The sequence below is a fragment of the Janthinobacterium sp. 67 genome, assembly GCF_002797895.1.
In the GTDB taxonomy this organism is placed as follows: Bacteria; Pseudomonadota; Gammaproteobacteria; order Burkholderiales; family Burkholderiaceae_D; genus Janthinobacterium.
Window position 1 is genome coordinate 1,671,368 of record NZ_PGES01000001.1, and the last position, 26,062, is coordinate 1,697,429.

The following is a 26,062-nucleotide window of genomic DNA, read 5'->3' on the forward strand; positions in this document are numbered from 1 at the left end:
CACAAAAGCAACACGATGGCGAGGATGACAAGCAAGCGTGCGCACGTTTGTGCCATAAAAACGGGCAAAAAAAAGCCCGCTGCGGGAGCGGGCTGAATCTAATTCCTGTGAGGAAGTAGAGGAGACAGGTGCATGATGCCGCATCGCAGCATATCAAGCCAATTGTATGTTGTGATGATAGAAATATGATTCATCAATATCTGCGGCAAGCACGGTGTCTCAAGCACTGGCCCGCGCGATCAGTTCGTACGCCAGCGGCGCCAATGCCGGCGGCGCGGCGCCCTCGTCCACTTCGCCCAGGCGCTGCAAGATGGCTTGTGCGGCCAGGCGGCCGATGTCATAGCGGGGCACGCGTATCGTCGTCAGCGCCGGCATGAGTTTTTCCGAAAACGGGAAGTCGCCGAAGCCCGCCACCGCGCATTGCTCGGGGATGCGGATGCCGAGGCGTGCCGCCTCGTAGATGGCGCCGGCGGCCATGTTGTCGTTGGCAAAAAACAGGGCGTCGGGCCGCTCGGCGCGCGCCATTTGCTCGCTGAACACTTGCCCGCCCGCGTCGAGCGGCGCCGTCACCGACGCTGACACGATTTCCGCACGCAAACCCAGCTGCCGCATGGTTTCCTCATAGCCCTGTGCCCGCTTGCGCGCGCGGAAATCGCTGCCGATGCCGCTGTCGACGTAGACGATGCGCCGGTAGCCTTGCCCGTGCAGATACAAGGTCATGTCGCGGCCCGTGGCGATATGCGAAAAACCGATCTGCGGATACGGCCGCTCGGGGCGGATATCCCACGTTTCGATGACGGGAATCTGCAAGCCCGCCAGCAAGGTTTCCGTGGCGGCGCTGTGGTCGGCGCCCGTCAGCACGAGCGCGCGCGGCGACCAGCCGAGAAAGGCGCGCACGACCTTTTCTTCCGTCTCGATCGAGTAATCGTGGGTGGCCAGCAGCAACTGATAATTGTGCTGCGACAAGGTGGTCGACAAGCCCTGGATGGTTTCCGCAAAGATGGAATTGGACACGCTGGGCACGATGGCGCCCACGATGCGGCCCTGGGTCGAGGCCAGGCCGCCGGCCGCCTCATTGCGGATGTAGCCGAGCTGGTCGATGGCGCTCTTGATACGGTCGCGCGTTTCCTGCGACACGCGGTCCGGTTCCTTGAAATAGCGCGACACGGAAATGGCCGAGGTCTGTGCCAATTTGGCCACATCGAACACGGTGCTGCGGCCGAGGCCGCGCCGCTTGCGTACTGGGTCGTTCATGGGTACTGCCTTCTCAAAAATCGGTGATCACCACGCATCATGCCATGGCCGGGCGCACGGGGGACGCCAGCGTAACGCCGGTGCTTTACGGCATTTCGGCCGGGCCGCGGAAATTCCACCTTGGAAATTGGCGTCAATGAAATCATGCCGATAGTGTAAGGGCTGCGCGCCTGCACCCTGCATTAAATCTGTTGACAGCCCCGTGCGATTCAAATTATATTTCGCTGTACTTGCAATGTTAGCGCTAACAAAGGCGGCTAGCAAGGCCCGAGACAGCAGCACTGGAACGCCATCCGCAGCGCGCCAGGCAACCGAAAAGGACACACATTGAGCTCCGCTACCTCCCGCCGCACGCTGGAATCCCTGCGCAGCCAGCGCTGGCTGGCCCCAGACGACATGCGCTCGTTCGCCCACCGCCAGCGCCTGCAGCAGATGGGCTTGCGCCGCGAGGAATTCCTCGACCGCCCCGTCATCGCCATCATCAATACCTGGAGCGACCTGTCGCCGTGCCACTCGCACCTGCGCGAACGGGCCGAAGCCGTCAAGCGCGGCATCCTGCTGGCCGGCGGCTTCCCCGTCGAGCTGCCTGCCCTGTCCTTGGGCGAAGTGATGGTCAAGCCCACCACCATGATCTACCGCAACTTCCTCGCCATGGAAACGGAAGAACTGCTGCGCTCGCTGCCGATCGACGGCGCCGTGCTGCTGGGCGGCTGCGACAAGACGACGCCAGGCATGCTGATGGGCGCCATCAGCATGGACATCCCCGCCATCTTCTGCCCTGCCGGCCCCATGCTCAACGACCGCTACCGCGGCCAGAGCGTGGGCGCGGGCACGCACACCAAGAAATTCTGGGACGACTACGTGGCCGGCGACATCGCCAAGCCCGAGTGGATCAAGCTCGAAGCGAAGATGACGCGCTCGCCCGGCACCTGCAACACCATGGGCACGGCCTCGACCATGACGTCCATCGTCGAAGCGATGGGCTTTACCTTGCCGGGCGCCACCAGCATTCCCGCCATGGACGCCAATCACGTGCGCATGGCTTCGCAATGCGGCGAGCGCATCGTCGGCATGGTGTGGGAAGACTTGAAGCCGTCGCGCTTCTTCACCCGCGCCGCGCTGTCGAACGGCGTGGCCGCCTACATGGCGCTCGGTGGCTCGACCAATGCGGCCATCCACCTGGTCGCCATCGCCGGGCGCGCCGGCCTGGCCCTGTCGCTCGATGAAATGGATGCGATGGCGCAAAAAGTACCGGTCATCGCCAACCTCTTCCCGTCCGGCGACAAGCTGATGGAAGATTTCTTCTATGCGGGCGGCATGCCGGCCCTGCTCAAGGAAATCGCGCCGCAGCTGGAATTGACGGCCTTGACGGTCACGGGCCGCAGCCTGGGCGAGAACATCGCCGACGCCGTCTGCCTCGACGACAGCGTCATCCGCAAGGTATCGCAGCCGGTGGCCGACGGCGCCGCGCTGGCCGTATTGCGCGGCAACCTGTGTCCTGGCGGCGCCGTCATCAAGCCGTCGGCCGCGAATCCGAAATTCGCCAAGCACCGGGGCCGCGCCCTCGTGTTCGATTCGAACGCGGAAATGCTGGCGCAGATCCACGCGCCGGACCTGGACATCGATGAAAACACGGTGCTGATCCTGCGCAATGGCGGCCCCATCGGCGCGCCCGGCATGCCGGAATGGGGCAATCTGCCCGTGCCGAAAAAGCTGCTGCAGCAGGGCATACGCGACATGGTGCGCATCTCCGACGCGCGCATGAGCGGCACCCACTACGGCACCTGCGTGCTGCACGTGACGCCGGAAGCGGCCGTGGGCGGTCCGCTCGCTTTGGTGCGCAACGGCGACATGATCGAGCTGGACATCGCCGCGCGCAGCCTGAACATGGACGTGACGGACGAGGAACTGGCGCGCCGCCGCGCCGAGTGGCAGGCGCCGGCGCAAAAATATGCGCGCGGCTACACCAAGCTGTACATGGAGCACGTGACGCAGGCCGACCAGGGCTGCGACCTCGACTTCTTGCTGGGCAACGCCGCCACGCCCGAGCCGCCGATCTTCTGACGCCGCCATCTTCCGACATATATAGAGAGCACAAAGTAATTATGGATATCCTCGACAACCCCTTCCGCGCCTTGCTGGCGGACAAAGCAGTACCGCTGGGCAGCTGGCTGATGGCCGGCACGCCCGTGACGGCCGAAGCCATGGGCTGCGCCGGTTTCGACTGGCTGGTGCTGGACATGGAACACGTGCCCATCGATTACCAGGATGCCTACCAGATCCTGCAGGCAGTGGGCGGCACACCGGCCTGCCCCGTCGTGCGCCTGGCCTGGAACGACCTGGTGCAGATCAAGCGCGCGCTCGACATCGGCGCGCAGACCCTGATGTTCCCGTTCGTGGAAAGCGCGGCAGAAGCGCGCAGCGCCGTGGCCGCCACCCGCTATCCGCAGCCGGGCCAGGCTATTCCCGGCACGCGCGGTTTTGCCGCCATGCACCGCGCCAGCCGCTACGGCACCGTGCCCGACTACGCCACCCGCGCCAACGGCGCCGTCTTCTCGATTATCCAGCTGGAAACGCCTGCCGCCCTGGCGCAACTGGAAGAGATCGCCGCCGTCGATGGCGTCGACGCGCTGTTCGTCGGTCCCGGCGACCTGTCGGCGGCCATGGGCCATATCGGCAATATCGGCCATCCCGACGTGCAGGCGGCGATTGCCGACGCGGCCCGCCGTGCCCGCGCCATCGGCAAACCCATCGGCATTGTCGGCCCTTCGCCGGAAATGGTGCACACTTTCATTAGTTACGGCTATGACTACGTGGCCATCGCCTCGGACATGGGCATGATGATGCGCCAGGCCAATGCCTTTATCACGGCCCTGAAACCGTCACTGGCGAAAGCCCTCGACACGGGCGCCTACTAATCTATTTCTGTTGCAACGCACGTAGCGCGCTCAGACGCGTCATTCGCATCTTTTGGAGACAAGCATGTCAGGTGTAAAACTGGAAAAGGTCGTCAAGAAGTACGACAACGGCGTCGAAGTCATTCATGGCATCGACCTGGAAATCAAGCAAGGCGAGTTCGTCGTCTTCGTGGGCCCTTCGGGCTGCGGCAAGTCCACCCTCATGCGCATGGTCGCGGGGCTCGAGTCCATCACGGGCGGCACCATCTCCATCGAAGGACAGGTCGTCAACGACCTGCCGCCGCGCGAGCGCGACATCGCCATGGTGTTCCAGGACTATGCGCTGTACCCGCACAAGTCCGTGTTCGACAACCTGGGCTTCGGCTTGAAGCTACGCAAGTTCCCGAAGGCGGAAATCGAACAGCGCGTGCGCGCCGCGGCCGCCATCCTGAAAATCGACCACTTGCTCGACCGCAAGCCGCGCGCCCTGTCCGGCGGCCAGCGCCAGCGCGTGGCCATGGGCCGCGCCATCGTGCGCCAGGCCAAGCTGTTCCTGTTCGATGAACCGCTGTCGAACCTGGACGCCCTGCTGCGCTCGGAAATGCGCACGGAAATCAAGAAGCTGCACCAGCGCATCGGCGCCACGACGATTTACGTCACGCATGACCAGGTCGAGGCGATGACCCTGGCCGAGCGCATCGTCGTGCTGTCCGGCGGCAACATCATGCAGGTCGGCACGCCGGACCAGATCTACAACGAACCCGTGTCGAAATTCGTCGCGGGCTTCACGGGCTCGCCGCCGATGAACTTCCTTGGCGCCAAGGTGGCGCGCAATGAAGCCGGCCAGTTTGATATCGTCCTGGGCAAGGCCCGCCTGGCCCTGCCGCTTGAGCGCCAGGCAGCCTGCGGCAAGCTCGACGGCCGCACCGTGGAATTCGGCATCCGCCCGGAAGACATCACCTTGGAAGCGGCCGGCAACGCCAGCGCCGCGCTGGCCGCCACCGTGGTCGTGGTCGAACCGCTGGGCGCGGAAACCCTGGTGATCTTCCAGTGCGAAGGCGGCGAACTGACGGCGCGCCTGCCACCCACGTTTGCACTGGCGCCAGGACAGCAAGTCACGGTACAGCTGGACATGGAGAAATTCCATCTGTTCGATCCGCAGGGCGGCGCGGTACTGCCATCCCGATAAGCCGCGCACAAGCGGCATTCCCATACCAAAACAGGAGACAAACATCATGCGTATCAAATCCCTCGTCCTGGCGCTCGGCGCCACGTTCGTCCTTGCCACTGCGGCCCACGCGCAAACCGTCAAGGTCTTTGTCGGCGGCCAGGAGCGCCCCGAAGTCATGCGCGAACTGTTCGCCAAGTTCATGGCCGCCAATCCCGGCGTCAAGATCGACCTGGAAACGGGCGGCGCCACGTCCGAGCTGCAGCAGAAATACCTGAACACGGTGCTGTCGGCCGGCGACTCGACCCTGGACGTGTTCCTGATCGACATCATCCGCCCGGCGCAATATGCCTCGGCAGGCTGGATCGAAAGCCTGGACAAATACCTGGGCGCCGACCGCGACAAGATCATGGGCCAGTACCTTCCCGCCTACAAGCAGGCGAATATGGTCGACAACAAGGTCGTCGCACTGCCCGCCTTTGCCGACGCCATGTTCCTCTATTACCGCAAGGACTTGCTGGCCAAGTACAAGCTGGCGCCGCCGAAAACCTGGGATGAGCTGGCCACCGTGGCGCGCACCATCCAGGCCGGCGAAAAGAATCCGGAATTGCAAGGCATCAGCTTCCAGGGCAAGGCCATCGAAGGCGCCGTGTGCACCTTCCTGCTGCCGTACTGGAGCCAGGGCGGCGAGCTGGTCACCAATGGCAAGCTGACCCTGGACAAGCCCAAGGCGGAAGCGGGCCTGGCCATGTGGAGCAAGCTGGTGCAGCAAGGCGTGGCCAAGAAAAACATCGCCGAAGTGGCCACCGACGATACGCGCAAGGAATTCCAGGCCGGCAACGTCTTGTTCGCCGTCAACTGGGGCTATGCCTGGAACCATTTCCAGGATGGCTCCGACAGCAGCGTGAAAGATAAAGTGGGCGTCGTCAGCCTGCCGGCCATGGCGGGCGGCAAGCCGGCCTCGTGCATCGGCGGCTGGCAGTGGGCCGTGTCTTCGTATTCGAAGAACAAGGAAGCGTCGGCCAAGCTGGTGCGTTGGCTGTCGAGTCCGGAAGTGTCGAAGCAGCTGGCCATCAAGGCCTCGAACCTGCCCGTCTACCCGTCCGTCTACCAGGACAAGGAAGTGCTGGCCGTCAATGGCTGGTTCGCCGATGCCCTGCCGGTGGTGCAAAGCGCCCGTTCGCGTCCTGTCACGCCGCGCTACAGCGAAGTGTCCGAAGCCGTGCGCGTCAACACGAATGCCGTGATGGCGGGCGTGAAAACGCCGGCGGCGGCCGTGGGCGAGATCGAAAACCGGGTCAAGCGCATCCTGCGCTAACCGGCATGCGCCCGGCCGCCACGACGGCGGTCCGGGCGGCACACGCATACGCACACCGCAACAGACGAGGAAATCATGAGGCAACGCACCCTGAAAAGCCGCATCACGGACCCCAGCGAAACGACGCTGGCCTGGGTCCTGCTGACGCCGGCGATTCTGTTTTTACTGCTGATCGTGGCCTACCCGGTCGGCAAACTGATCTACAACAGCTTTTTCGACATCCGCCTGTCCGGCGGCAGCCTGCCCAGTTTCGTGGGCCTGGACAACTACAAGATGGCGCTGGAAGACAGCCTGTTCTGGAAGTCGCTGAAAAACACCATCATCATCACCGTCGTCACCGTGCCGGGCGCGCTGGTGGCGGGCCTGGGCCTGGCCATGCTGGCCAACATGCCGTTCAAATACCGCTGGCCCGTGCGCCTGGCGCTGCTGCTGCCGTGGGCACTGCCGCTCGCTTTCGTCGGCCTGATCTTCGCATGGTTCTTCCACAGCGAATACGGCCTGGTGAATGACATCATCCGCCGCATCGACCTGCTGATCCCCGGCCTGGGCTGGGAGCCGCAAATCTGGTTCAACTCGCCCGCGCTGACCATGGCCGCCATCTGCATCACGACCATCTGGAAAACCTCGTCGTTCATGGCGCTGATTTTGCTGGCCGGCCTGCAGACCATCCCCGCCTCGCTGTATGAAGCGGCCGAAGTGGACGGCGCCAGCAAGTGGAAGCAATTTACGGAAGTGACCCTGCCGCTGCTGGTGCCATCGATGCTGGTGGCGCTGATCTTCCGCACCCTGACGGCCATCCAGTCCTTCGATATTCCGTACAACATGCCCGGCCCTGGCGATGAAACCAAGACCCTGGCCATGTACATCCAGTCCAATACGGTGGACTACCTTGATGTGGGCTACGGCTCGACCCTGGCCGTGTTCATGTTCCTGCTGTCGATGGCCACCACGTTCGTGTATCTGAAATATGTAAGAGGAGACAAAGAATGAGCGGCCTGTTTTCATCGAAGCGCCTGCGCTGGTTCGCCGCCGCGATCGTCATCCTCAACGGCGTCTTCCCCGCCCTGTGGATTCTTTTCACCTCGTTGAAAACCGAGAGCGAACTGACGCAAAAGCCGATCACCTACTGGCCGCACGAACCGACCATCGGCAATTTCATCTCCGCCTTCCAGGACCAGCCGCTGCTGACGTTCCTGACCAACAGCCTGATCGTGGCCGGCCTGTCGACCCTGCTCAGCCTGTTCATCAGCGCGCTGGCCGCGTATGCGATCGCCCGTCTGCGCCTGCGTTTCCGCGGCCTGATCCTCACGGCCATCATCGGCGTGTCGATGTTCCCGCTGGTGACCCTGATGGTGCCGCTGTTCGAGATCATGCGCAGCCTGGGCTTGCTGAACTCCTACTGGGCGCTCGTGCTGCCGTACACGGTGCTGAACCTGCCGATTTGCACCCTGATGATGGTGAGCTTTTTCCAGGATATCCCGCGCGACATCGAGAACGCGGCCATGCTCGACGGCTGCACCCGCATCAGCGCCCTGTGGCGCATCGTGCTGCCGCTGGCCGCGCCCGGCGTGGCGACGGCCGCCATCCTCGCCTTCGTCAATTCCTGGGACGAGTTCCTGCTGGCGCTGTCGATGAATTCGGCCGTGGCATACCGTACCCTGCCCGTCGGCATCCAGCTGTACCAGGGCGAGTTCGCCTTCCCGTGGCCGATCATTTCGGCGGCGCTGGTGGTGGCCATCGTGCCCATCGTCGTGCTGATCGTGATCTTCCAGGAAAAGGTCGTCAGCGGCCTGACCTCGGGCGGCTTGAAGGGCTGAGGTAAGACATGGACCATCAGTCTCCCTTCACCCTCGCGCACGGCGACTGCCGCGCCGACGTCCACCCGGCCACGGGTGGCGCGCTGGCGGCGCTCCGCTGGCGCGGGCGCGACATCCTGCGCGCCGCGCCGGCCAACGCCGGTGTGCGGCAGATGGCCTGCTATCCGCTGGCGCCGTATTCCAACCGCATCGGCAACGCCATGCTGCAAGCCGATGGGCATACGCATGCGCTGCGCGCCAACTTCCCGCCCGAGCCGCACAGCATCCACGGCTTTGGCTGGCAGCGCGCCTGGCACGTGGCGGCGCGCACATCCGACAGCGCCGAACTGCTGCTCGTGCATGGCGGCGACGCGGACTGGCCATTTGCCTGCACGGTGCAGCAAACCGTGCTGCTCGACGATGCCGGCCTGCGCCTGACCTTATCGGTGCGCAATGACGACACGCGCGCCATGCCGGTAGGCCTGGGTTTCCACCCCTATTTTCCGCTGGCCCCTGGCCTGCGCCTGCAGGCGCAGTGGGATGGCGTGTGGAGCATGGGCGCCGACCGCTTGCCGGCCGGCCTGGCACCCGTGGCGCAAGCGTCGCCATTCGCCACGCCGCAGCCGGTGGCCGGCTGGCAGGCGGACAACTGCTACAGCGGCTGGATGGGCCGCGCCAGCCTCGATTACGGTAATTACAGCGTGCAGCTGTCGGCCAGCGACAATTGCGGCCATTTGGTCTGCTTCGCGCCGAACGACGAGCGCGGCTTCATTGCGCTGGAACCCGTCACGCATGCGAATAACGCGTTCGCGCTGGCCGCGCGCGGCGCGCAGGGCACGGGCATGCGCGTGCTGGCGCCCGGCGAAAGCCTGCACATCGCCATGCGCCTGGCCATGAAAGACACTGCGGAGGCCCAGCATGCGTGAATGGCAAGCCGAACTCGTGCTTGATGCGCGCGCCCAGCTGGGCGAATGCCCGCTGTGGAGCGTGGCCGAGCAGTGTCTGTACTGGATCGACATCGCCGGACGCCGTTTGCACCGCTACGATCCGGCCACGAACCTCGACCGCGTCTGGTGGGTGCCGTGCGAGCCGGGCTGCATCGCCCTGGCTGAAAAGGGCGGCCTGGTGGCGGCCCTGCGCGACGGTTTCTACCGCTTTTATCCGCAGGAAGGCTTGCTCGACAAGCTGGCCGATGCACCGTACGACAGTAGCGACATGCGTTTCAACGATGGCCGCTGCGACAGCGCCGGGCGTTTCTGGGCCGGCGCCATGTACGAGCCGCGCACGGCGGAACTGGCCGCCATGTTTTGCCTGGAACGGGGCGCCACGCGCCTGGGCTGGGGACCGCAACAAGGCTTCGGCGTCAAGGTCAGCAACGGCCTCGCGTTCGCGGCCGATGGAGCATCACTGTTCCAGTCCGACACGCCGAACCACGTGATCTACCGTTTCGCGTTTGACGCGGCCAGCGGCCAGGTGGGCGAGCGCCAGGTGTTCGCGCGCCTGACCCTCAAGGGCGAAGAAGCCGTGTATGGCGGCCGTCCCGATGGCGCGGCAATCGACGCCGAAGGCTGCTACTGGAGCGCGCAGTACGAAGGCGGCCGGGTGCTGCGCTTTTCGCCGCAGGGCGAAATCATCGGCATCGTGCGCGTGCCCGTCACGCGCCCCACCATGATCGCCTTTGGCTGCGCCGACCTGCGCACCCTGTACATCACCAGCGCGCGCGAAGGCGCGGCGGACGACGAACTGGCGCGCCAGCCGCAGGCCGGCGGCCTCTTTGCCGTGCGCCTGGACGTGGCAGGCCGCGCCGAACCCCTTTACCGGGATTGATACCCCACACAACCCTCCCGAGGACAGCATGAACGCCAACATCACTCTCTACCCCAGCCTGCAGGGCCGCGTGGTCTTCGTCTCCGGCGGCGGCTCCGGCATCGGCGCCTCGCTGGTCGAACACTTCGCCCTGCAAGGCGCGCAAGTGGCTTTTTGCGATATCGACCGCGACGCCAGCGCCGCCCTGGCCGCGCGCCTGGCGCCCCTGTGCCGCCATGCGCCGCATTTCATCTACAGCGACATCCGCGACATCGCCGCCTACCAGGCCAGCCTGGCCGACGTCGAGGCGCGTTTCGGCGCCATCCGCGTGCTGCTCAATAACGCGGGCCGCGACGACCGCCACAGCCTGGCCGAACTGACGCCCGAGTACTGGGACAACTGCCTGGCCCTGAACCTCAAGCACCACGTGTTCGCCATCCAGCAGGTGGCGCCCGGCATGGCGGCAGCCGGCGGCGGCTCCATCATCAACCTCGGCTCCATTTCCTGGATGCGCGGGCGTCCCAACCTGGTCGGCTACACCACGTCCAAGGCCGGTATCGCGGGCCTGTCGCGCACCCTGGCGCGCGAACTGGGCGAACAGAATATCCGCGTCAACGCCATCGCCCCGGGCGCCATCGCCACGGACCGCCAGGCCGCGCTGTGGCGCGATCCGGAAGAAGACCGGCGTTTCATCGAACTGCAATGCCTGAAATACCGGCTCGACGCGGGCCACGTGGCGCGCACGGCCCTGTTCCTGGCGGCCGACGATTCGGACGGCATCACGGGCCAGAACATCATCGTCGACGCCGGCCTCGCCCAAGTCTCTGTCGCGGGTTAAACCGCATCCCCCCATCCAAGGAGAACCCTCATGTTGAACCTGCAAGACGCAAGCCTGTTGAAACAGCAATGCCTGATCGATGGCGTCTGGTGCGATGCCGATGACGGCGCCACCATCGCCGTGACCAACCCGGCCACGGGTGCAGTGATCGCCACCGTGCCGCGCATGGGTGCGGCCGAGACGCGGCGCGCCATCGCCGCCTCGCACGTGGCCTTCCGGCTGTGGCGCAAGCAGACGGTGAAGGCGCGCGCCACAGTGCTGCGCACCTGGCATGCCTTGATTTTGCAGCACGCCGACGACCTGGCGCTGATCCTCACCAGCGAGCAAGGCAAGTCGCTGGCCGAAGCCAAGGGCGAGATCGTCTCGAACGCGGCCTACCTGGAATGGTTTGCCGAGGAAGGCAAGCGCGCGTATGGCGACGTGATCGCCCCGCCGTCGAACGACAAGCGCATCGTCGTCATCAAGCAGCCGATCGGCGTGTGCGCGGCCATCACGCCATGGAATTTCCCGAACGGCATGATCACGCGCAAGGCCGGCCCCGCCCTGGCGGCCGGCTGCGCCATGGTCCTGAAACCGGCGTCGCAAACGCCGCTGTCGGCCCTGGCCCTGGGCGAACTGGCGCTGCGCGCCGGCGTGCCGCCCGGCGTCTTCAATGTGGTGACGGGCGCGGCGCAAGCGATCGGCACGGAACTGTGCCACAACGACCTGGTGCGCAAGATCACGTTTACGGGATCGACGGAAGTGGGCGCCTGGCTGTCGCGCGAGGCGGCCGGCACCATCAAGAAGCTGTCGCTGGAACTGGGCGGCAACGCGCCCTTCATCGTCTTCGACGACGCCGACATCGACGCGGCCGTCGAAGGCGTGCTGATGTCGAAATACCGCAACAGCGGCCAGACCTGCGTGTGCGCCAACCGCATCTACGTGCAGGACAGCATCTACGACGACTTCGCCGCCCGCCTCGTGGCCAAGGTGGCCGAGCTGAAACTGGGCAATGGCCTGGACGCTGGCGTCACGCAAGGCCCGCTGATCGATGAAAACGCCGTGCGCAAGATCGAGCAGCACATCGCCGACGCGCTGGCCAAGGGCGGCAAGCTGGCCATCGGCGGCAAGCGCCACGCGCTGGGCGGCAGCTTCTTCGAGCCCAGCGTGGTGCTGGAAGCGAACAGCGACATGCTGGTGGCCACCGAGGAAACCTTCGCCCCGCTCGCTCCCCTGTTCCGCTTCGGCAGCGAAGACGAAGTCGTCGCCATGGCCAACGCCACGCAGTTCGGCCTGGCCGGCTATTTCTACAGCCGCGACCTGGGCAGAGTCTGGCGCGTGGCCGAAGAACTGGAAGTGGGCATGGTCGGCATCAACACGGGCATGATCGCCAATGAAATGGCCCCATTCGGCGGCGTCAAGCATTCGGGCATGGGCCGCGAAGGCTCGCACTACGGCATGGACGACTTCCTCGATATCAAATATTTGTGCATGGGAGGGATTTGATTATTTAATTAGGCAAGGCAGGGATCAGCAACAATACACCTATAAAAACACAGGAGACAAGATCATGCAAACGACGTTACGCAAGACCACATTGGCCGCGGCCATCACGGGCGCCCTTTTCTCGGCATCATTTGTTAGCGCTAACGCGCGCGCCGACGAACTGAGCGACATGAAAGCCATGCTGGCCCAGTTGCAGGACCGGGTGGCGCAGATGGAAGCGAAGGCTGCCCAGCCAGCGCCAGCAGCAGCGATGGCGGCCGCACCGGCATCATCGGCGGCGGCCCCGATAAAACCCGTCACCGGCTTCAACTGGAAGCTGTACGGCCGTGGCGACATCGGCTACACGGTCTCGCGCGGCAAGGACGCCAGCGGGCGCCAGCTGACCAACCACCGCCTGAACCAGGGCGAGATGGCCAGCCGCCTGGGCCTGACGGGCGCCTGGGTCTTCAGCGATGAATACAAGGCCATCTTCGGCGTCGAGACGGGTCTGAACCTGTTCAACGGCAACGCGGGCGGCGGCACGCAAAACAACACCACCTCGTCCGTGCTGTTCAACCGCGGTTCCACCGTCGGCTTTGCGTCGACCACCTGGGGCTCGGTCGAAGGCGGCACCATGTACATGGCGCCGTTCTGGGTCTCGCTGGGCGCCGACCTGGCGTCGGCGCACAACTACGGCGCCAACGATTTCAGCGCCCTGTTTTCGCTCACGCGCCCCGAATCGCTGGGCCGCTACCTGAAAGACCCCGTGACGGGCAACGCCAGCAAGACGACTAGCCTGGCCGGCAACAACTCGGGCACGGCCCTGTTCTATGGCAACGCGCTGCGCTACCGCAGCCCCACCTGGAACAATATTTCGGCCGAGGTATCGTATTCGGCTGGCCAGCAGGCGTCTTCCGCCACCGACCTGGAAAACGATGGCCGCAGCTGGGCCGCCAACGTGCTGTACAAGAAGGGCGACCTGTTCCTCGGCTATGCGCACATGGATTACCAGCAGAGCAACGACATCAGCACGGCCGGCACGCCGAACTTCATCAAGCGCAACCAGGTCACGGACATCGTCGGCGCGCGCTACAAGTGGAACGACTTTACCCTGGGCGGCTCCTACACGTCCTACCGCGTGTCGAACGCGGGCGGCTATGCGGCCGACGCCTTCGGCGTGTCGGGCGCATATGACATCGGCAAGCACCGCATCGAAGGCAGCCTGGCGCACATCAGCTATGACGGCGCCAACGCCAAAGGCGCTTTCGGCACGAATACGGGCGATGGCGTGGGCAAGCCAAAGTCGACGGCCTACTCGCTGGGCTACCTGTACAACTTCCAGCCTACCCTGTCGTTCTATGCGTATGCCACGCGCATCGCCAACAACAGCCACGCCAAGCTGGGCGTATTGCAGTTCCGGGGGGACAATAACTACTTCGGCTACAGCCCCGTCGAGCTGACCGCCGGCATGTTCCTCGTCTTTTAATTAGTGCAGTAACCCCGGCCCGCCATGCGCCACCACGCGGGCGGCCGGTTTTCACAGGAGTTGATCGTCATGCAGTACACACTACACCAGGAAAATGACAGCGTCGCCCTGCGCTGCGCCGGCCGCTTGCTGCTGCGCCACAGTCCCGCTGCGCCGTGCGTGTTCGTCGGCCAGGGCCGCGAAAGCATGGAAATGTACCGCGGTAACTTCGAGATCGAGGATTACGTCGAGGAGCGCAATGCCCTGCGCGCGCTGGCCGTCACCGAGGACGATGGCGCCACCACCCTGCGCTTTGCGCGCCATGCGGGCGAGACACCGCAACTGGTGCTGGCCGTGCAGGCAACGCCGCATGGCGTGCACCTGGTGGTGCGCTATGCGGCGCCGGGCTGGAACCGCCTGTGGCTGCGCCTGCCGGCGGAACAGGATGAACATGTGTGGGGCTGCGGCGAGCAGATGTCGTACTTCGACCTGCGCGGGCGCCACTTCCCCCTGTGGACGTCGGAGCCGGGCGTGGGCCGCGACAAGTCGACGCATTTGACGTGGCAGGCGGACGTGACGTCCAAGTCGGGCGGCGACTACTATCACACGAATTATCCGCAACCGAGCTTCATCTCTTCGCAGCGTTACTGCCTGCATGCGGAAACGACGGCGTATGCGGACTTCGATTTCCGCCAGCCCGACTTCCACGAGCTGCAATTCTGGGCCATGCCAGAGCGCCTGGAATTCATGCTGGCCGATACCTTCGCCGACCTGGTCGGCGTCGTCTCGCAGCGCTTCGGCCGCCAGCCGCAATTGCCTGCATGGCTGCAAAATGGCGCCATGCTGGGCCTGAAAGGCGGCGAGGAACATGCGCGCGCCATCCTCGCGCAGGCGCAGGAACACGGCTTGCCCGTCAGCGCCCTGTGGTGCGAAGACTGGGTGGGCTTGCGCCAGACCTCGTTCGGCAAACGCTTGTTCTGGGACTGGCGCTGGCAGCCGCAGCGCTATCCTGACCTGAAAAACTGGATCGCCGACCTGGCCACGCAGGACATCCGCTTCCTCGGCTACGTCAATCCCTACCTGTGCAACGACGGCACCCTGTATCAGGAAGCGCTGCGGCAGGGCTTTCTGGCGACAAGCATGGATGGCGGCGCCTACCTGGTCGACTTCGGCGAATTCGATTGCGGCGTCGTCGACTTCACCAATCCGGCGGCCGCCTTGTGGTTCGAGGAACGCATCCTGCGCCAGGAAATGCTCGATTTCGGCCTGTCGGGCTGGATGGCCGATTTCGGCGAATACCTGCCGATCGACCTGCGCCTGCACAATGGCGCCGACGCGCGCCTGATGCACAACGCGTGGCCGACCCTGTGGGCCGAAGTCAATGCGCGCGCCATCGAGCGGGCCGGCAAGACGGGCGACGCCACCTTCTTCATGCGCGCCGGCTACACGGGCGTGCAGGCGCACTGCCCGCTGCTGTGGGCGGGCGACCAGTCCGTCGACTTCAGCCGCCACGACGGTTTGCAGACGGTGATCTGCGGCGCCCTGTCGTCCGGCCTCCTGGGCAATGCCTACCACCACAGCGATATCGGCGGCTATACGAGCTTGTTCAGCAACCTGCGCACGGCCGAACTGTTCCAGCGCTGGACGGAGATGGCCGTGTTCACGTCGATGATGCGCACGCACGAAGGCAACCGTCCCGACGAAAACTTCCAGTTCTACCAGGATGAAGAGGTGTTCCGCCACTTCGCCCGCATGACGCGGCTGCACGTGGCGCTGGCACCCACCATCCGCGCCCTGGCCGAAGAGGCCGTGGCGCGCGGCCTGCCGCTGCAGCGCCCGCTGTTCCTGCACTATGAACACGACCGCGCCACCTACGCCATCCAGGACCAGTACCTGTTCGGCCCCGACTTGCTGGTGGCGCCTGTGCATGCGGCCGGTGCCGCGCGCTGGAGCGCCTACCTGCCGCAGGGCGACGCCTGGATCCACCTGTGGAGCGGCACGGTCTTCGACGGCGGCCAGCGCGTGGAAGTCGATGCGCCGCTGGGCCAGCCGCCCGTCTTCGTGCGGCGCGGTTGCGCGCAGCAGGACTTCTTCCTGTCGCTGGCGAAATGAGCGTGGCATGAGCGTGGCGTCGCACCTGCTGTTCCTGGCCTGCGTGGCGCTGGCCAGCGTGGCGCAGAACCTGACGGGATTTGCCTTCGGCCTGATCCTGCTGGGCCTGACGGCCGTGCTGCACCTGGCCAGCCTGGGCGACGTGGCCAACGTCGTCAGCGTGCTGGTGCTGGTCAACGCCGCCATCACGTTTGGCCGCACGCGCCCGCGGCTGGCCTGGCCCGTGTTCGGCCCCTCGCTGGCCATCAGCCAGCTGGGCGTGGGCGCGGGCGTGGCCCTGCTGGGCTGGTTCAGCGCGCAGCAAGTGAGCCTGCTGCGCTTCCTGCTCGGCTGCGCCATCGTCGTCTGCGCCTTCATGCTGGTGCTGCGCGCCAGCGCGCGTGCGCGGCAGTCAAGCCTGCCCTCGTTTCTGTTCTTCAGCGGCGTATCCGGCGTGATGGGCGGCCTGTTCGCCAGCGCCGGCCCACCCATGGTGTACCACCTGTACCGCCAGCCATGGCCGGCCGACATGATCCGCCATTCGCTGATCGTGCTGTTCGCCGCGAATGCCGTGCTGCGCCTGGCCCTCGTGCTGGCGCACGGCCAGTTCAGCATGACGGCCTTCTGGCTGACCCTCGAGGCCTTGCCGCTGGTGATGGGCTTGACGTGGCTGGCGCGCCGCCACCCTTCGCGCCTGCCCATCGAACACGTGCGCCGCGCCGTCTTCGTGCTGCTGCTGATCGCCGGCCTGGCCCTCGTGCTGCCGCCCGTGCTGTCGCTGCTTGCCTGAGACGGCACTTAATTTTCTTTTACTTTTACCAGACGAGTCTTCCATGTCCGCTTCCCGCTTTTCCTCCCTGCCCGCCGACTGCGACCTGCTGGTCGTCGGCGGCGGCATCAATGGCGCCGGCATCGCGCGCGACGCGGCCGGCCGCGGCCTGCGCGTGGTGCTGTGCGAACAGCACGACCTGGCGCAGCACACCTCGTCCGCGTCCACCAAGCTGATACACGGCGGCCTGCGCTACCTCGAATACTATGAATTCAAGCTGGTGCGCAAGGCGCTGCAGGAACGCGAAGTGCTGCTGCGCGCCGCGCCCCACATCATGTGGCCGATGCGCTTCGTCATGCCGCACGACGCCGCTCAGCGCCCCGCCTGGATGATACGCGCGGGCCTGTTCCTGTATGACCACCTGGCCAAGCGGGCCTTTTTGCCCGCCTCGCAAGGCATCGCGCTGGACACCCACGCGGCAGGCGCGCCGTTGAAAGCCGGCTACCGCAAGGGCTTCGTGTACTCCGACGGCTGGGTCGACGACGCCCGCCTGGTGGTGCTCAATGCGCTCGGCGCACAGGAACACGGCGCGCACATCCTCACGCGCACGGCCTGCGTCGATGCACGCCGCGATGGCGGCGCCTGGCAAGCCACCCTGCAAGCCGGGGATGGCCAGCGCCAGGTGCTGCGCGCGCGCGCCATCGTCAACGCGGCGGGACCGTGGACGGCGCAATTCGCGGGCGCGGCCGGCGGCGGCAAGACGCAGGGGCTGCGCCTGATCAAGGGCAGCCACATCATCGTGCCGCGCCTGTTCGAGCATCCGCACGCCTACATCTTCCAGAACCCGGACCAGCGCATCATCTTCGCCATCCCCTACCAGGACGACTTCACCCTGATCGGCACCACGGACGAGGAATACAAGGGAGAGGTCAGCCAGGTGAAGATCAGCCAGATGGAAATCGATTACCTGTGCCAGGCCGCGAACCGCTATTTCAAGCGCGAGATTTCTCCCGCCGACGTCGTGTGGACGTATTCGGGCGTGCGCCCGCTGCTCGACGACAGCGCGCAGAACGCCTCGGCCGTCACGCGCGACTACCTGCTGGAGGTGGCGCGCGGCGATGTGGCGACGGGTGCGCCCCTGCTCAATATCTGGGGCGGCAAGATCACCACCTACCGCAAGCTGGCCGAGGAAGCACTGGGCTTGCTGGCGCCCCTGCTGGACAATCGCGCCGCGGCGTGGACGGCCGAGGCGCCTCTGCCCGGCGGCGACCTGCGGCAGGAAAACCAACTGGTGGACAGCCATGATTTCGACGCCTTTCTCGGCCGCTTCCAGCGCGACCACGCCTGGCTGCCGCCCGCGCTGGCGCGCCGCTATGCGCGCGCCTACGGCAGCCGCGCCGCGCGCCTGCTGACGGGCGCCACCTCGATGGCCGACCTGGGCGCGCAGCTGGCGCCCGGCCTGTACGAGGCCGAAGCGTACTATCTGATCGAGGTGGAATGGGCCAGGAGCAGCGACGACATCCTGTGGCGGCGCAGCAAGCTGGGATTGCGCTGCACGCCGGCCGACGTGGCGCGCCTGCAGCAGTGGCTGGCCGTCCATCTGGCGCAAGAGGTGGCGGCATGACCTATCTGCTGGCCTTCGACCAGGGCACCTCCAGTTCGCGCAGCATGGTCTTCGATGAATCAGGCGCCATCGTCGCCGTGGCGCAGCGCGAGTTCCGCCAGCTGTTCCCGCAGCCGGGCTGGATCGAGCATGATCCGATGGAAATCTGGCACAGCCAGATCGAGACCTGCCGCGCAGTGCTGGCCAAGACGGGCCTGCGGGCCGATGCGCTCGGCGCGCTGGGCATCACCAACCAGCGCGAAACGACCGTGGTGTGGGACCGCGCCACGGGCGAACCCGTCTACAACGCCATCGTCTGGCAAGACCGCCGAACGGAAGCGCTGTGCGAGGACTTGCGCGCGCGCGGCCTGGCCGGCGCCATCCATGCCAAGACGGGCCTGGTGCTCGACCCGTATTTTTCCGGCACCAAGCTGCGCTGGATACTCGACGCCGTGCCCGGCGCCCGCGCGCGGGCCATGCGCGGCGAACTGGCCTTCGGCACCATCGACACGTGGCTGGCGTGGAAGATGACGGGCGGACGCCTGCACGTGAGCGACGTCAGCAACGCTTCGCGCACCATGCTGTGGAACCTGCATGAAGGCTGCTGGGATGCCCAGCTGCTCGATTGGCTGGGCATTCCCGCCAGCCTGCTGCCATCCGTCCATCCATCGAGCCACGTGTATGGCGAAACGGATGCGGATGTACTGGGCAGCCCCGTCATCATCGGCGGCATCGCCGGCGACCAGCAGGCGGCGCTGTTCGGCCAGACCTGCTTCAAGCCGGGCATGGCCAAGAATACCTATGGCACGGGCTGCTTCTTGCTGCTCAATACGGGCGAGCAGTGCGCGCAATCGCAGCATGGACTGATCAGCACGGCCGCCTGCCAGGTGGGCGCGCAGCCCACGTACGCGCTCGAGGGCAGCGTTTTCATCGGCGGCGCCGTGGTGCAATGGCTGCGCGATGGCCTCGGTGCCATCGGCCACGCGGGCGAAGCGGAAGGCCTGGCCGCCTCCGTGCCCGATTCCGGCGGCGTGGTCTTCGTGCCGTCGTTTACGGGACTCGGTGCGCCGTACTGGGTACCGTCGGCCAAGGGCGCCATCCTGGGCCTGAGCCGCGGCAGCACGGTGGGCCACATCGCCCGCGCCGCATTGGAAGCGATCGCCTTCCAGAGCGCCGCCCTGCTGGGCGCCATGACGCGCGACGCGCAAGCACCGATCACGGAACTGCGCGTGGACGGCGGCGCCTGCGCCAACAACCTGCTGCTGCAATTCCAGGCCGACTTGCTGGGCATCCCCGTCGTGCGCCCACAGGTGATCGAAACGACGGCGCTGGGCGCCGCCTACCTGGCCGGTCTGGCCATCGGCCTGTATCAAGGCACCGACGAACTGGCGTCGCACTGGCGCGCCGACCGAACGTTCTTGCCCACCATCGGGCGCGACCAGGCGGCCAGCCTGATGCAGCAGTGGGAGGTGGCCGTGCGGCGGTTTACGGGGAATGGAGAACACTGAGAAACGTCGGGGCAAAAAAAAGCCCGCTGCGGGAGCGGGCTGAATCTAATTCCTGTGAGGAAGTAGAGGAGACAGGTGCATCTTGACGCATTGCGGCATATCATGCCAATCATGTGTTGTGATGAGCAAGATAAGCCCCATCAATATCTTGACGTGATGCCCTGCTTGCCTACCTGACGCTGCCAGCCGCTTCCTCGATCAGCCTGGCCACTTGCGCTGGGTGCGAGCTCATCACCACGTGCGAGGCGCCGTCGATCACGACGGTTTTCTTCGCATTGGCACGCTGGGCCATGAAGGCCAGCGCTTCTGCCGGAATATTCTTGTCTGCCTTGCCGTAGACAAACCAGGACGGGATACCCTTCCAGGCTGGCGCAGGCGAGACTTCGTTCAGCGCAACATCGGTGATCGGACGCTGGCCGACCGCCATCAGGCGCGCCTTGGCCGCCGGCAAATCGGCGGCGAACTGGTCGTGGAACTTGGCCTGGTCGATAAACAGATCGTTGCTGCCGTCGGCCAGCGGCACGGGCTTGGCCAAGGCCGTACCCAAGGTGCCGCCCGGATATTTGCCGGACAGGCCAGCGGCCGTCTCGCCGGCATCGGGAGCAAAAGCCGCCACGTACACCAGCGCCTTGACGTTGCCGCCTGCCTGGGCAGCGGCGCTGATCACCGAACCGCCGTAGGAGTGCCCCACCAGCACGACCGCGCCAGGCACGCTGTTGACGACACGGGCCACGGAATCGGCGTCACTCTTGACGCTGCGCAGATGATTGGCCGCGCCGATGACGGTGTAGCCGTCTTTTTGCAGGATGGCGGCGACGCCATCCCAGCTCGATGCATCGGCAAACGCGCCATGGACCAATACGATGGTGGGCTTGACGACGCCCGCCGCCGAAGCCGGGCTGGCAGGAACGACGCTGGCGAACAAAGTGCCCACGACGGCGGCGATGGACAATGGCTTGATGAATGAGTGCATGATGATTCCCGATATTGGAGAGTGGTGACAGGCTGCCCGCTTCTGCAGGCGTGTCGAAATACTAGCACTCAACAATGTCATTTTTGCAGCTTTGGCGGCAACCTGATCTTCTTGCAGGGGCAAGGCCTGGCCCGATGATCTGGCGGCGGGCCGCTGGTGTGGCCGGCGGTGGACAGCGGTGATGGCGACGCGCAAAAAAAAAGCCCGCTGCGGGAGCGGGCTGAATCTATTTCCTTGGAGGAAGATAGAGGAGACAGGTGAATGATGCCGCGTTGCAGCATATAAAACCACTTTATATTCGTGATGTCAGAAATACGCAGCAGTGATATTACGGGCAACGGACAATTCCGTACGGCAACTTTATGCAGCCGCTTCCGCTTTCCCGTCGCCAGAACGCAACATATTCTTGATGCCCCGCAGCGCCTGCCGCACCCGCGCCTCGTTTTCGATCAGGGCGAAGCGCACGTATTCATCGCCATACTCTCCGAAACCGATGCCGGGCGACACGCTGACCTTGGCTTTTTGCAGCAGCAGCTTGGAAAATTCCAGCGAGCCCAGGTGGCGATACGCTTCCGGTATGTGCGCCCAGATATACATCGACGCCTTCGGTTTTTCCACCATCCAGCCCGCCTCATGCAAGCCTTTGACCAGCACGTCGCGGCGGCGCTGGTATTGGGCGCAGATCTCCGTCACGCAGCTCTGGTCGCCTTCCAGCGCGGCGATGGCAGCCACTTGCACGGGCGTAAAACTGCCGTAGTCGTGGTAGCTCTTGATGCGCGCCAGGGCCGCCACCAGTTCCGCATTGCCGACCATGAAGCCGATGCGCCAGCCGGCCATGTTGTAGCTTTTCGACATGGTGAAGAACTCGACGGCCACGTCGCGCGCGCCCGGCACCTGCATGATGGACGGCGCCTTCCAGCCATCGAAGGTGATGTCGGCGTAGGCGAGGTCATGCACCACCAGAATATTGTGCTGTTTCGCCAGCGCGACGACTCTTTCAAAAAATTCCAGCTCCACGCATTGCGCCGTCGGGTTGGACGGGAAGCCCAGCACCATCATCTTCGGTTTCGGGTAGCTTTCGCGGATGGCCCGTTCCAGTTCGGCAAAGAAATCCACGCCCGGCCCCATGCGCACGGAGCGGATATCGGCGCCCGCGATGACGGCGCCCCAGATATGGATCGGGTAGCTGGGGTTCGGCACCAGCACCGTGTCGCCACGGTCCAGCGTCGCCAGCATCAAGTGGGCCAGGCCCTCTTTCGAGCCGATGGTAACGATGGCTTCGCTGTCCGGGTCGATGTCGACCTCGTAGCGCTTCTTGTACCAGTGCGCAATGGCGCGGCGCAAGCGGGGAATGCCTTTTGACGCGGAATAGCCGTGCGTGTCGGGGCGTTTCACCGTCTCGACCAGCTTGTCCACGATGTGGGACGGCGTGGCGCCGTCGGGATTGCCCATCGACATGTCGATGATGTCCTCGCCACGGCGGCGCGCGGCCATCTTGAGTTCGGCGGTGATATTGAAAACGTAGGGGGGAAGACGATTGATGCGCGAAAAGCTGCGCGGAGCTTGGCTGTCGGTCATGGTATCTCTATACGTAAGCGCCCGGATCCGTCCGAGCGACGTTGGCACAATGCGTGCGCCTGCAGCGATACTAACCCGAGCTTGCGGAAACTGGCAAGGCCGATTTGGACACGCTACAATACGCGCTGATCGAAAATGAGCGCACCGGTTGGTAACCCGGTAAGTGCCCGGCACAGTCCGGCATGCTCCCGCCCACGCGGACCCGCGGCGCTGACCCTTGGCTGTACCACCAGCCGGGGAGGTGTACTGGTTCGTGCATTTTCCCGCCGCGCCATCCCTCCCCTGCTTTGATGAGGAATGAAGACGGATGGCAACACACGACACCGCAGTAACCGGCATGACCCTGGACCGCGCCGGCATCGAGCAGCAACTGGCGCAATCGGCGCGCCACTTCATCGATTGCGCGTTCGACGGCGAAGACTTGTCGCGCCTCGACTTGCAGGGCTGTACCTTCGAGCGCTGCACCTTTGCCGACACCAACTTGTTCGCCAGCAAACTGGCACGCAGCACCTGGCGCCGCTGCCGCGCGGGCAGCGCCGATTTCGAATCCGTCGATGCCGTCGACGCCAGCTTCGAAGGCTGCGACCTGAACAACACGAAATGGCGGCGTTCCAAGCTGGCCTCGGCCACCTACCGCGGCTGCAAGCTGACGGGCGCGTCTTTCGAGGAAGCGGCCCACCTGGGTCTCACCTTCGAAGACAGCCTGCTGGTGGGCGCCGACCTGCGGGGATTCTCGTTCCGCAAGGCGACCTTGAAACAGCTGGATTTTTCCGACGCCTACCTGGCCGGCTGCGATTTCCGCGACGCCGTCTTCGAAGGGGGCAGCCTGCGCAACGCCACCATCAAACTGGCGAAGTTCCAGGGCGCGGACTTGCGCGGCGCCGATATCGACGGTTTCAAATTGAACGAAGCGGCACTGCTGAAAGGCGCCGTCATCACGCATGCGCAGGCGGCGAACTTCATGCGGGCGCTGGACCTGGTGGTGATTTAAGAAAACGCAGGCAAAAAAAAGCCCGCTACGGAAGCGGGCTGAATCTATTTCCTTGGAGGAGATAGAGGAGACAAGTGCATCTTGCGGCATCGCGGCATATCACGCCACTTTATCTTCATGATGATAGAAATACTCATCAGTGATAATGAGGCGCCATCAGGGTTTCAAGCCGTGCGGCGCGCGGCTTGCGGTAAAAATTCTCCCATCCACACCAGCACGGCCAGTCCGGGGAATGCCATACCGGTCAGCAAGGTTGCTTGCCAGCCGTAGCTCGCGTACACCCAGGCGCCAATGGCCGAGCCGGCCGCGCCGCCGGCAAAGAACAGGGCGAAATACAGGCCGTTCAAGCGGCCCCGCACTTCCGCGCCCAGGCTGAAGATGGCGCGCTGGCCCAGCACCAGGTTCGCGGCCACGCCCATGTCGAGCACGATGGAAGCGACCACCAGCAATCCCAGCGCCACGTGTTTCGATTCCGGCGCAAACATCGGCAAGGCAAAGGCGACGATGCCCAGCGCCAGTGCAACGGCCGTGGCCGGCAAGGTGTGGCCCGCATCGGCCAGGCGGCCGGCGATGGGCGACGCGACGGCGCCGGCCATGCCCACCAGGGCAAAGATGGCGATGCCCGTTTGCGACAGGCCGAACGCGGGGCTGGACAAGACCAGCGGCGTGACGGTCCAGAACAGGCTGAAGGCGCCAAACAGGCCCGCATGATAGGCGGCGCGGCGGCGCAGCACGGGCGTGCCCAGCAACAGATGCCACAGCGAGGCCATCAGGGCCGAATATTTCATGCTCGACACGGGCTGGCGCACGGGCAAGGCACGGCGCAGGACCAGCGCCAGCAGCACCATCAGCACGGCGGCGCCGCCAAACACCACGTGCCAGCTTGCATGGGCCGCCACCAGCGACGCCACGGGGCGGGCCAGCATGATGCCCAGCAACAAGCCGCTGACCACCTTGCCCACCGTCTGGCCCCGCGTCGCTTCCTGCGACAGGTGGGCGGCAAACGGCACGATCACTTGCGCCGCCACGGAACCGAGGCCGATGGCCAGCGCGGCGGCCAGGAACACGATCGCGCCCGTCGAGAGCGCCGCCGCCACGAGGGCCGTGGCCGTCACCAGCAAGGCCGTGACGATCAGGCGGCGGTTTTCCAGCAGGTCGCCCAGGGGCACGACAAACAGCAGGCCCAGGGTATAGCCGACTTGCGTCAAGGTGACGATCAGCCCGGCCGCCTTGGCCGACAGGCCCGTCGAGGCGCTGATGGGCCCGACGAGGGTTTGCGCGTAATACAGATTGGCCACGATGAGGCCGGAAGCGATGGCCAGCAGCAGCACCATGGCGGGTGAAATATCGTGGGAAGTAATAGATGAGGCCTTGTTCATGTTGTTTCCTCGGTTCGGTAGGGATGTGGCCATTCTAGACAAAGCCGTGGCAAAGATAATTAGGGCATAATCCACTTATACTTTTCACATAAGATGAACAATCAAGATGGACAAGATCAAGGCCATGCAAACCTTCGTGCGCATCGTCGAAGCCAACAGTTTTTCCAAGGCGGCCGAGACCTTGAATTTGCCGCGCGCCGCGCTGACGGCCACCCTGCAAAAGCTGGAAGCCTACCTGGGCACCCAACTGCTGCAGCGTACGACGCGCCGCCTGTCGCTGACGCCGGAAGGGGCCGAATACTTTAGCCATTGCATCGATATCCTGAAAGCCGTCGATACGGCGGAACTGGCCTTTCGCGGCCCCGACGCGAAAAAACCGCGCGGCTTGTTGCGCATCAACCTGCCCAGCACGGTGGGCCGGCGCCTCGTCATTCCCCATATCGCGCAATTCCACGCCGCCTGGCCTGACGTGCAACTGCAGCTGAGCCTGACGGATCGCCTGGTCGACCTGACGCAGGAAGGCATCGATTGCGCCTTGCGCGTGGGCACTTTGCAAGATTCCGCCTTCATCGGCAAGCAGGTCGGCCTGATGCGCTTCGTCACGTGCGCCGCGCCCGCCTACCTGGCGCGGCACGGCACGCCGCACGCCCTGGCCGACCTGGCCGCACACCAGGGCATCATGCATTACTCGGGACGCACGGGACGCGCCTTCGACTGGGATTTTCAGGAAGGCAAAGAGGTCGTGCGCGTGCAGATGGCCGGGCCCATCGCCGTCAACGACGCGGACGCCAGCGTCGATTGCGCACTACAAGGGCTGGGGCTGGCGCAGGCGGCCATGTACCAGGTGCGCCAGCACCTCGACAGCGGCGCGCTGGTGGCCGTGCTGCCCGACTGCTCGCCGACGCCGATGCCGATGTCGCTGCTGACGCCGCAAGGCCGCCTGGCCACGCCCAAGCTGCAGGCGTTTGCCGGCTGGATCACGGCCCTGCTGGCGGCCCACCCCGACGTGCAACCGCCCGCGCATAAAATCTGAGGCAAAAAAAAGCCCGCTACGGGAGCGGGCTGAATCTATTTTCTTGGAGGAGAATAGAGGAGACAGATGAAGTATGCTGCATCGCGGCATATCAATCCAATTGATTGTTGGAATGATAGAAATACGCGAAA

Annotated in this window: 21 protein-coding genes; 17 read left to right on the forward strand and 4 right to left on the reverse strand. The window is 64.9% G+C overall.

The window, feature by feature from the left end:
• Positions 1-219: 219 nt before the first annotated feature.
• A complete protein-coding gene (locus tag CLU90_RS07510) occupies positions 220-1,254 on the reverse strand; it encodes a LacI family DNA-binding transcriptional regulator (protein WP_092709651.1) in 1,035 nt (344 codons plus the stop codon).
• Positions 1,255-1,650: 396 nt separating this feature from the next.
• On the opposite strand from CLU90_RS07510, the gene araD reads away from it, so the two are divergent.
• The 15 genes from araD to glpK all read left to right on the forward strand — a co-directional run bounded on the left by araD (position 1,651) and on the right by glpK (position 19,977).
• A complete protein-coding gene (gene araD / locus CLU90_RS07515; RefSeq protein ID WP_232731370.1) occupies positions 1,651-3,318 on the forward strand; it encodes an L-arabinonate dehydratase in 1,668 nt (555 codons plus the stop codon).
• Between the two features lie 41 nt (positions 3,319-3,359).
• On the forward strand, positions 3,360-4,172 hold the full coding sequence (locus CLU90_RS07520; RefSeq protein ID WP_092709658.1) for an HpcH/HpaI aldolase family protein: 813 nt from the start codon (positions 3,360-3,362) through the stop codon (positions 4,170-4,172).
• Between the two features lie 64 nt (positions 4,173-4,236).
• Positions 4,237-5,340, forward strand: coding sequence for an ABC transporter ATP-binding protein (locus CLU90_RS07525; RefSeq protein ID WP_092709662.1), 1,104 nt, complete (start codon positions 4,237-4,239; stop codon positions 5,338-5,340).
• Positions 5,341-5,386: 46 nt separating this feature from the next.
• Positions 5,387-6,637, forward strand: coding sequence for an ABC transporter substrate-binding protein (locus CLU90_RS07530; RefSeq protein WP_100427582.1), 1,251 nt, complete (start codon positions 5,387-5,389; stop codon positions 6,635-6,637).
• Between the two features lie 75 nt (positions 6,638-6,712).
• A complete protein-coding gene (locus tag CLU90_RS07535) occupies positions 6,713-7,627 on the forward strand; it encodes a carbohydrate ABC transporter permease (protein WP_100427583.1) in 915 nt (304 codons plus the stop codon).
• Positions 7,624-8,454, forward strand: coding sequence for a carbohydrate ABC transporter permease (locus CLU90_RS07540; RefSeq protein WP_100427584.1), 831 nt, complete (start codon positions 7,624-7,626; stop codon positions 8,452-8,454). Before CLU90_RS07535 ends, CLU90_RS07540 begins: the two co-directional genes overlap by 4 nt.
• 8 nt (positions 8,455-8,462) lie before the next feature.
• On the forward strand, positions 8,463-9,359 hold the full coding sequence (locus tag CLU90_RS07545; protein WP_100427585.1) for an aldose 1-epimerase: 897 nt from the start codon (positions 8,463-8,465) through the stop codon (positions 9,357-9,359).
• Complete coding sequence (locus CLU90_RS07550) at positions 9,352-10,260, forward strand: SMP-30/gluconolactonase/LRE family protein (RefSeq protein ID WP_100427586.1); 909 nt, start codon at positions 9,352-9,354, stop codon at positions 10,258-10,260. The genes CLU90_RS07545 and CLU90_RS07550 overlap by 8 nt, the downstream gene beginning before the upstream one ends.
• A gap of 28 nt (positions 10,261-10,288) precedes the next feature.
• The gene (locus CLU90_RS07555; RefSeq protein ID WP_100427587.1) at positions 10,289-11,077 is read left to right on the forward strand and encodes an SDR family NAD(P)-dependent oxidoreductase; all 789 of its coding nucleotides are present in this window, start codon (positions 10,289-10,291) and stop codon (positions 11,075-11,077) included.
• Between the two features lie 30 nt (positions 11,078-11,107).
• Entirely contained in the window at positions 11,108-12,562 is a 1,455-nt protein-coding gene (locus CLU90_RS07560; RefSeq protein WP_100427588.1) for an NAD-dependent succinate-semialdehyde dehydrogenase, read from the forward strand.
• A gap of 64 nt (positions 12,563-12,626) precedes the next feature.
• Positions 12,627-14,027, forward strand: a complete 1,401-nt coding sequence (locus CLU90_RS07565) for a porin (RefSeq protein ID WP_157808770.1) — start codon at positions 12,627-12,629, stop codon at positions 14,025-14,027.
• Between the two features lie 69 nt (positions 14,028-14,096).
• Positions 14,097-16,118 carry an alpha-glucosidase gene (locus CLU90_RS07570; protein ID WP_100427590.1) on the forward strand — a complete coding sequence of 674 codons (2,022 nt, stop codon included), beginning with the start codon at positions 14,097-14,099 and terminating at the stop codon, positions 16,116-16,118.
• 7 nt (positions 16,119-16,125) lie between these two features.
• Positions 16,126-16,887 carry a TSUP family transporter gene (locus CLU90_RS07575; RefSeq protein ID WP_092709695.1) on the forward strand — a complete coding sequence of 254 codons (762 nt, stop codon included), beginning with the start codon at positions 16,126-16,128 and terminating at the stop codon, positions 16,885-16,887.
• A 43-nt stretch (positions 16,888-16,930) separates the two neighbouring features.
• Positions 16,931-18,490, forward strand: coding sequence for a glycerol-3-phosphate dehydrogenase (gene glpD / locus CLU90_RS07580; RefSeq protein ID WP_100427591.1), 1,560 nt, complete (start codon positions 16,931-16,933; stop codon positions 18,488-18,490).
• Positions 18,487-19,977 carry a glycerol kinase GlpK gene (glpK, locus tag CLU90_RS07585; RefSeq protein ID WP_100427592.1) on the forward strand — a complete coding sequence of 497 codons (1,491 nt, stop codon included), beginning with the start codon at positions 18,487-18,489 and terminating at the stop codon, positions 19,975-19,977. Before glpD ends, glpK begins: the two co-directional genes overlap by 4 nt.
• A 169-nt stretch (positions 19,978-20,146) precedes the next feature.
• Here the strand turns inward: glpK and CLU90_RS07590 are convergent, their stop codons facing one another.
• The gene (locus CLU90_RS07590) at positions 20,147-20,950 is read right to left on the reverse strand and encodes an alpha/beta fold hydrolase (protein WP_100427593.1); all 804 of its coding nucleotides are present in this window, start codon (positions 20,948-20,950) and stop codon (positions 20,147-20,149) included.
• A 360-nt stretch (positions 20,951-21,310) separates the two neighbouring features.
• Complete coding sequence (gene alaC, locus CLU90_RS07595) at positions 21,311-22,528, reverse strand: alanine transaminase (RefSeq protein ID WP_092709708.1); 1,218 nt, start codon at positions 22,526-22,528, stop codon at positions 21,311-21,313.
• A gap of 307 nt (positions 22,529-22,835) precedes the next feature.
• Here alaC and CLU90_RS07600 point away from each other — a divergent pair, with 307 nt between their 5' ends.
• A complete protein-coding gene (locus tag CLU90_RS07600) occupies positions 22,836-23,519 on the forward strand; it encodes a pentapeptide repeat-containing protein (RefSeq protein WP_232731117.1) in 684 nt (227 codons plus the stop codon).
• A 164-nt stretch (positions 23,520-23,683) separates the two neighbouring features.
• On the opposite strand, the gene CLU90_RS07605 is transcribed toward CLU90_RS07600, so the two are convergent.
• Positions 23,684-24,898 carry an MFS transporter gene (locus CLU90_RS07605; protein WP_100427594.1) on the reverse strand — a complete coding sequence of 405 codons (1,215 nt, stop codon included), beginning with the start codon at positions 24,896-24,898 and terminating at the stop codon, positions 23,684-23,686.
• A gap of 106 nt (positions 24,899-25,004) precedes the next feature.
• Here CLU90_RS07605 and CLU90_RS07610 point away from each other — a divergent pair, with 106 nt between their 5' ends.
• Positions 25,005-25,931, forward strand: coding sequence for a LysR family transcriptional regulator (locus CLU90_RS07610; RefSeq protein WP_100427595.1), 927 nt, complete (start codon positions 25,005-25,007; stop codon positions 25,929-25,931).
• The last annotated feature ends 131 nt before the right edge of the window (positions 25,932-26,062 follow it).

What these genes read in the sequence shown, in the direction of transcription:
- CLU90_RS07535 (WP_100427583.1), top strand. Translation starts at nt 6,713, where the DNA reads ATGAGGCAACGCACCCTGAAAAGCCGCATCACGGACCCCAGCGAAACG.
- alaC (WP_092709708.1), bottom strand. Translation starts at nt 22,528, where the DNA reads ATGACCGACAGCCAAGCTCCGCGCAGCTTTTCGCGCATCAATCGTCTT.
- CLU90_RS07545 (WP_100427585.1), top strand. Translation starts at nt 8,463, where the DNA reads ATGGACCATCAGTCTCCCTTCACCCTCGCGCACGGCGACTGCCGCGCC.
- CLU90_RS07550 (WP_100427586.1), top strand. Translation starts at nt 9,352, where the DNA reads ATGCGTGAATGGCAAGCCGAACTCGTGCTTGATGCGCGCGCCCAGCTG.
- CLU90_RS07610 (WP_100427595.1), top strand. Translation starts at nt 25,005, where the DNA reads ATGGACAAGATCAAGGCCATGCAAACCTTCGTGCGCATCGTCGAAGCC.
- glpK (WP_100427592.1), top strand. Translation starts at nt 18,487, where the DNA reads ATGACCTATCTGCTGGCCTTCGACCAGGGCACCTCCAGTTCGCGCAGC.
- araD (WP_232731370.1), top strand. Translation starts at nt 1,651, where the DNA reads ATGCGCTCGTTCGCCCACCGCCAGCGCCTGCAGCAGATGGGCTTGCGC.
- CLU90_RS07605 (WP_100427594.1), bottom strand. Translation starts at nt 24,898, where the DNA reads ATGAACAAGGCCTCATCTATTACTTCCCACGATATTTCACCCGCCATG.
- CLU90_RS07540 (WP_100427584.1), top strand. Translation starts at nt 7,624, where the DNA reads ATGAGCGGCCTGTTTTCATCGAAGCGCCTGCGCTGGTTCGCCGCCGCG.
- CLU90_RS07530 (WP_100427582.1), top strand. Translation starts at nt 5,387, where the DNA reads ATGCGTATCAAATCCCTCGTCCTGGCGCTCGGCGCCACGTTCGTCCTT.
- glpD (WP_100427591.1), top strand. Translation starts at nt 16,931, where the DNA reads ATGTCCGCTTCCCGCTTTTCCTCCCTGCCCGCCGACTGCGACCTGCTG.
- CLU90_RS07575 (WP_092709695.1), top strand. Translation starts at nt 16,126, where the DNA reads ATGAGCGTGGCGTCGCACCTGCTGTTCCTGGCCTGCGTGGCGCTGGCC.
- CLU90_RS07560 (WP_100427588.1), top strand. Translation starts at nt 11,108, where the DNA reads ATGTTGAACCTGCAAGACGCAAGCCTGTTGAAACAGCAATGCCTGATC.
- CLU90_RS07555 (WP_100427587.1), top strand. Translation starts at nt 10,289, where the DNA reads ATGAACGCCAACATCACTCTCTACCCCAGCCTGCAGGGCCGCGTGGTC.
- CLU90_RS07600 (WP_232731117.1), top strand. Translation starts at nt 22,836, where the DNA reads ATGGCAACACACGACACCGCAGTAACCGGCATGACCCTGGACCGCGCC.
- CLU90_RS07520 (WP_092709658.1), top strand. Translation starts at nt 3,360, where the DNA reads ATGGATATCCTCGACAACCCCTTCCGCGCCTTGCTGGCGGACAAAGCA.
- CLU90_RS07570 (WP_100427590.1), top strand. Translation starts at nt 14,097, where the DNA reads ATGCAGTACACACTACACCAGGAAAATGACAGCGTCGCCCTGCGCTGC.
- CLU90_RS07510 (WP_092709651.1), bottom strand. Translation starts at nt 1,254, where the DNA reads ATGAACGACCCAGTACGCAAGCGGCGCGGCCTCGGCCGCAGCACCGTG.
- CLU90_RS07565 (WP_157808770.1), top strand. Translation starts at nt 12,627, where the DNA reads ATGCAAACGACGTTACGCAAGACCACATTGGCCGCGGCCATCACGGGC.
- CLU90_RS07590 (WP_100427593.1), bottom strand. Translation starts at nt 20,950, where the DNA reads ATGCACTCATTCATCAAGCCATTGTCCATCGCCGCCGTCGTGGGCACT.
- CLU90_RS07525 (WP_092709662.1), top strand. Translation starts at nt 4,237, where the DNA reads ATGTCAGGTGTAAAACTGGAAAAGGTCGTCAAGAAGTACGACAACGGC.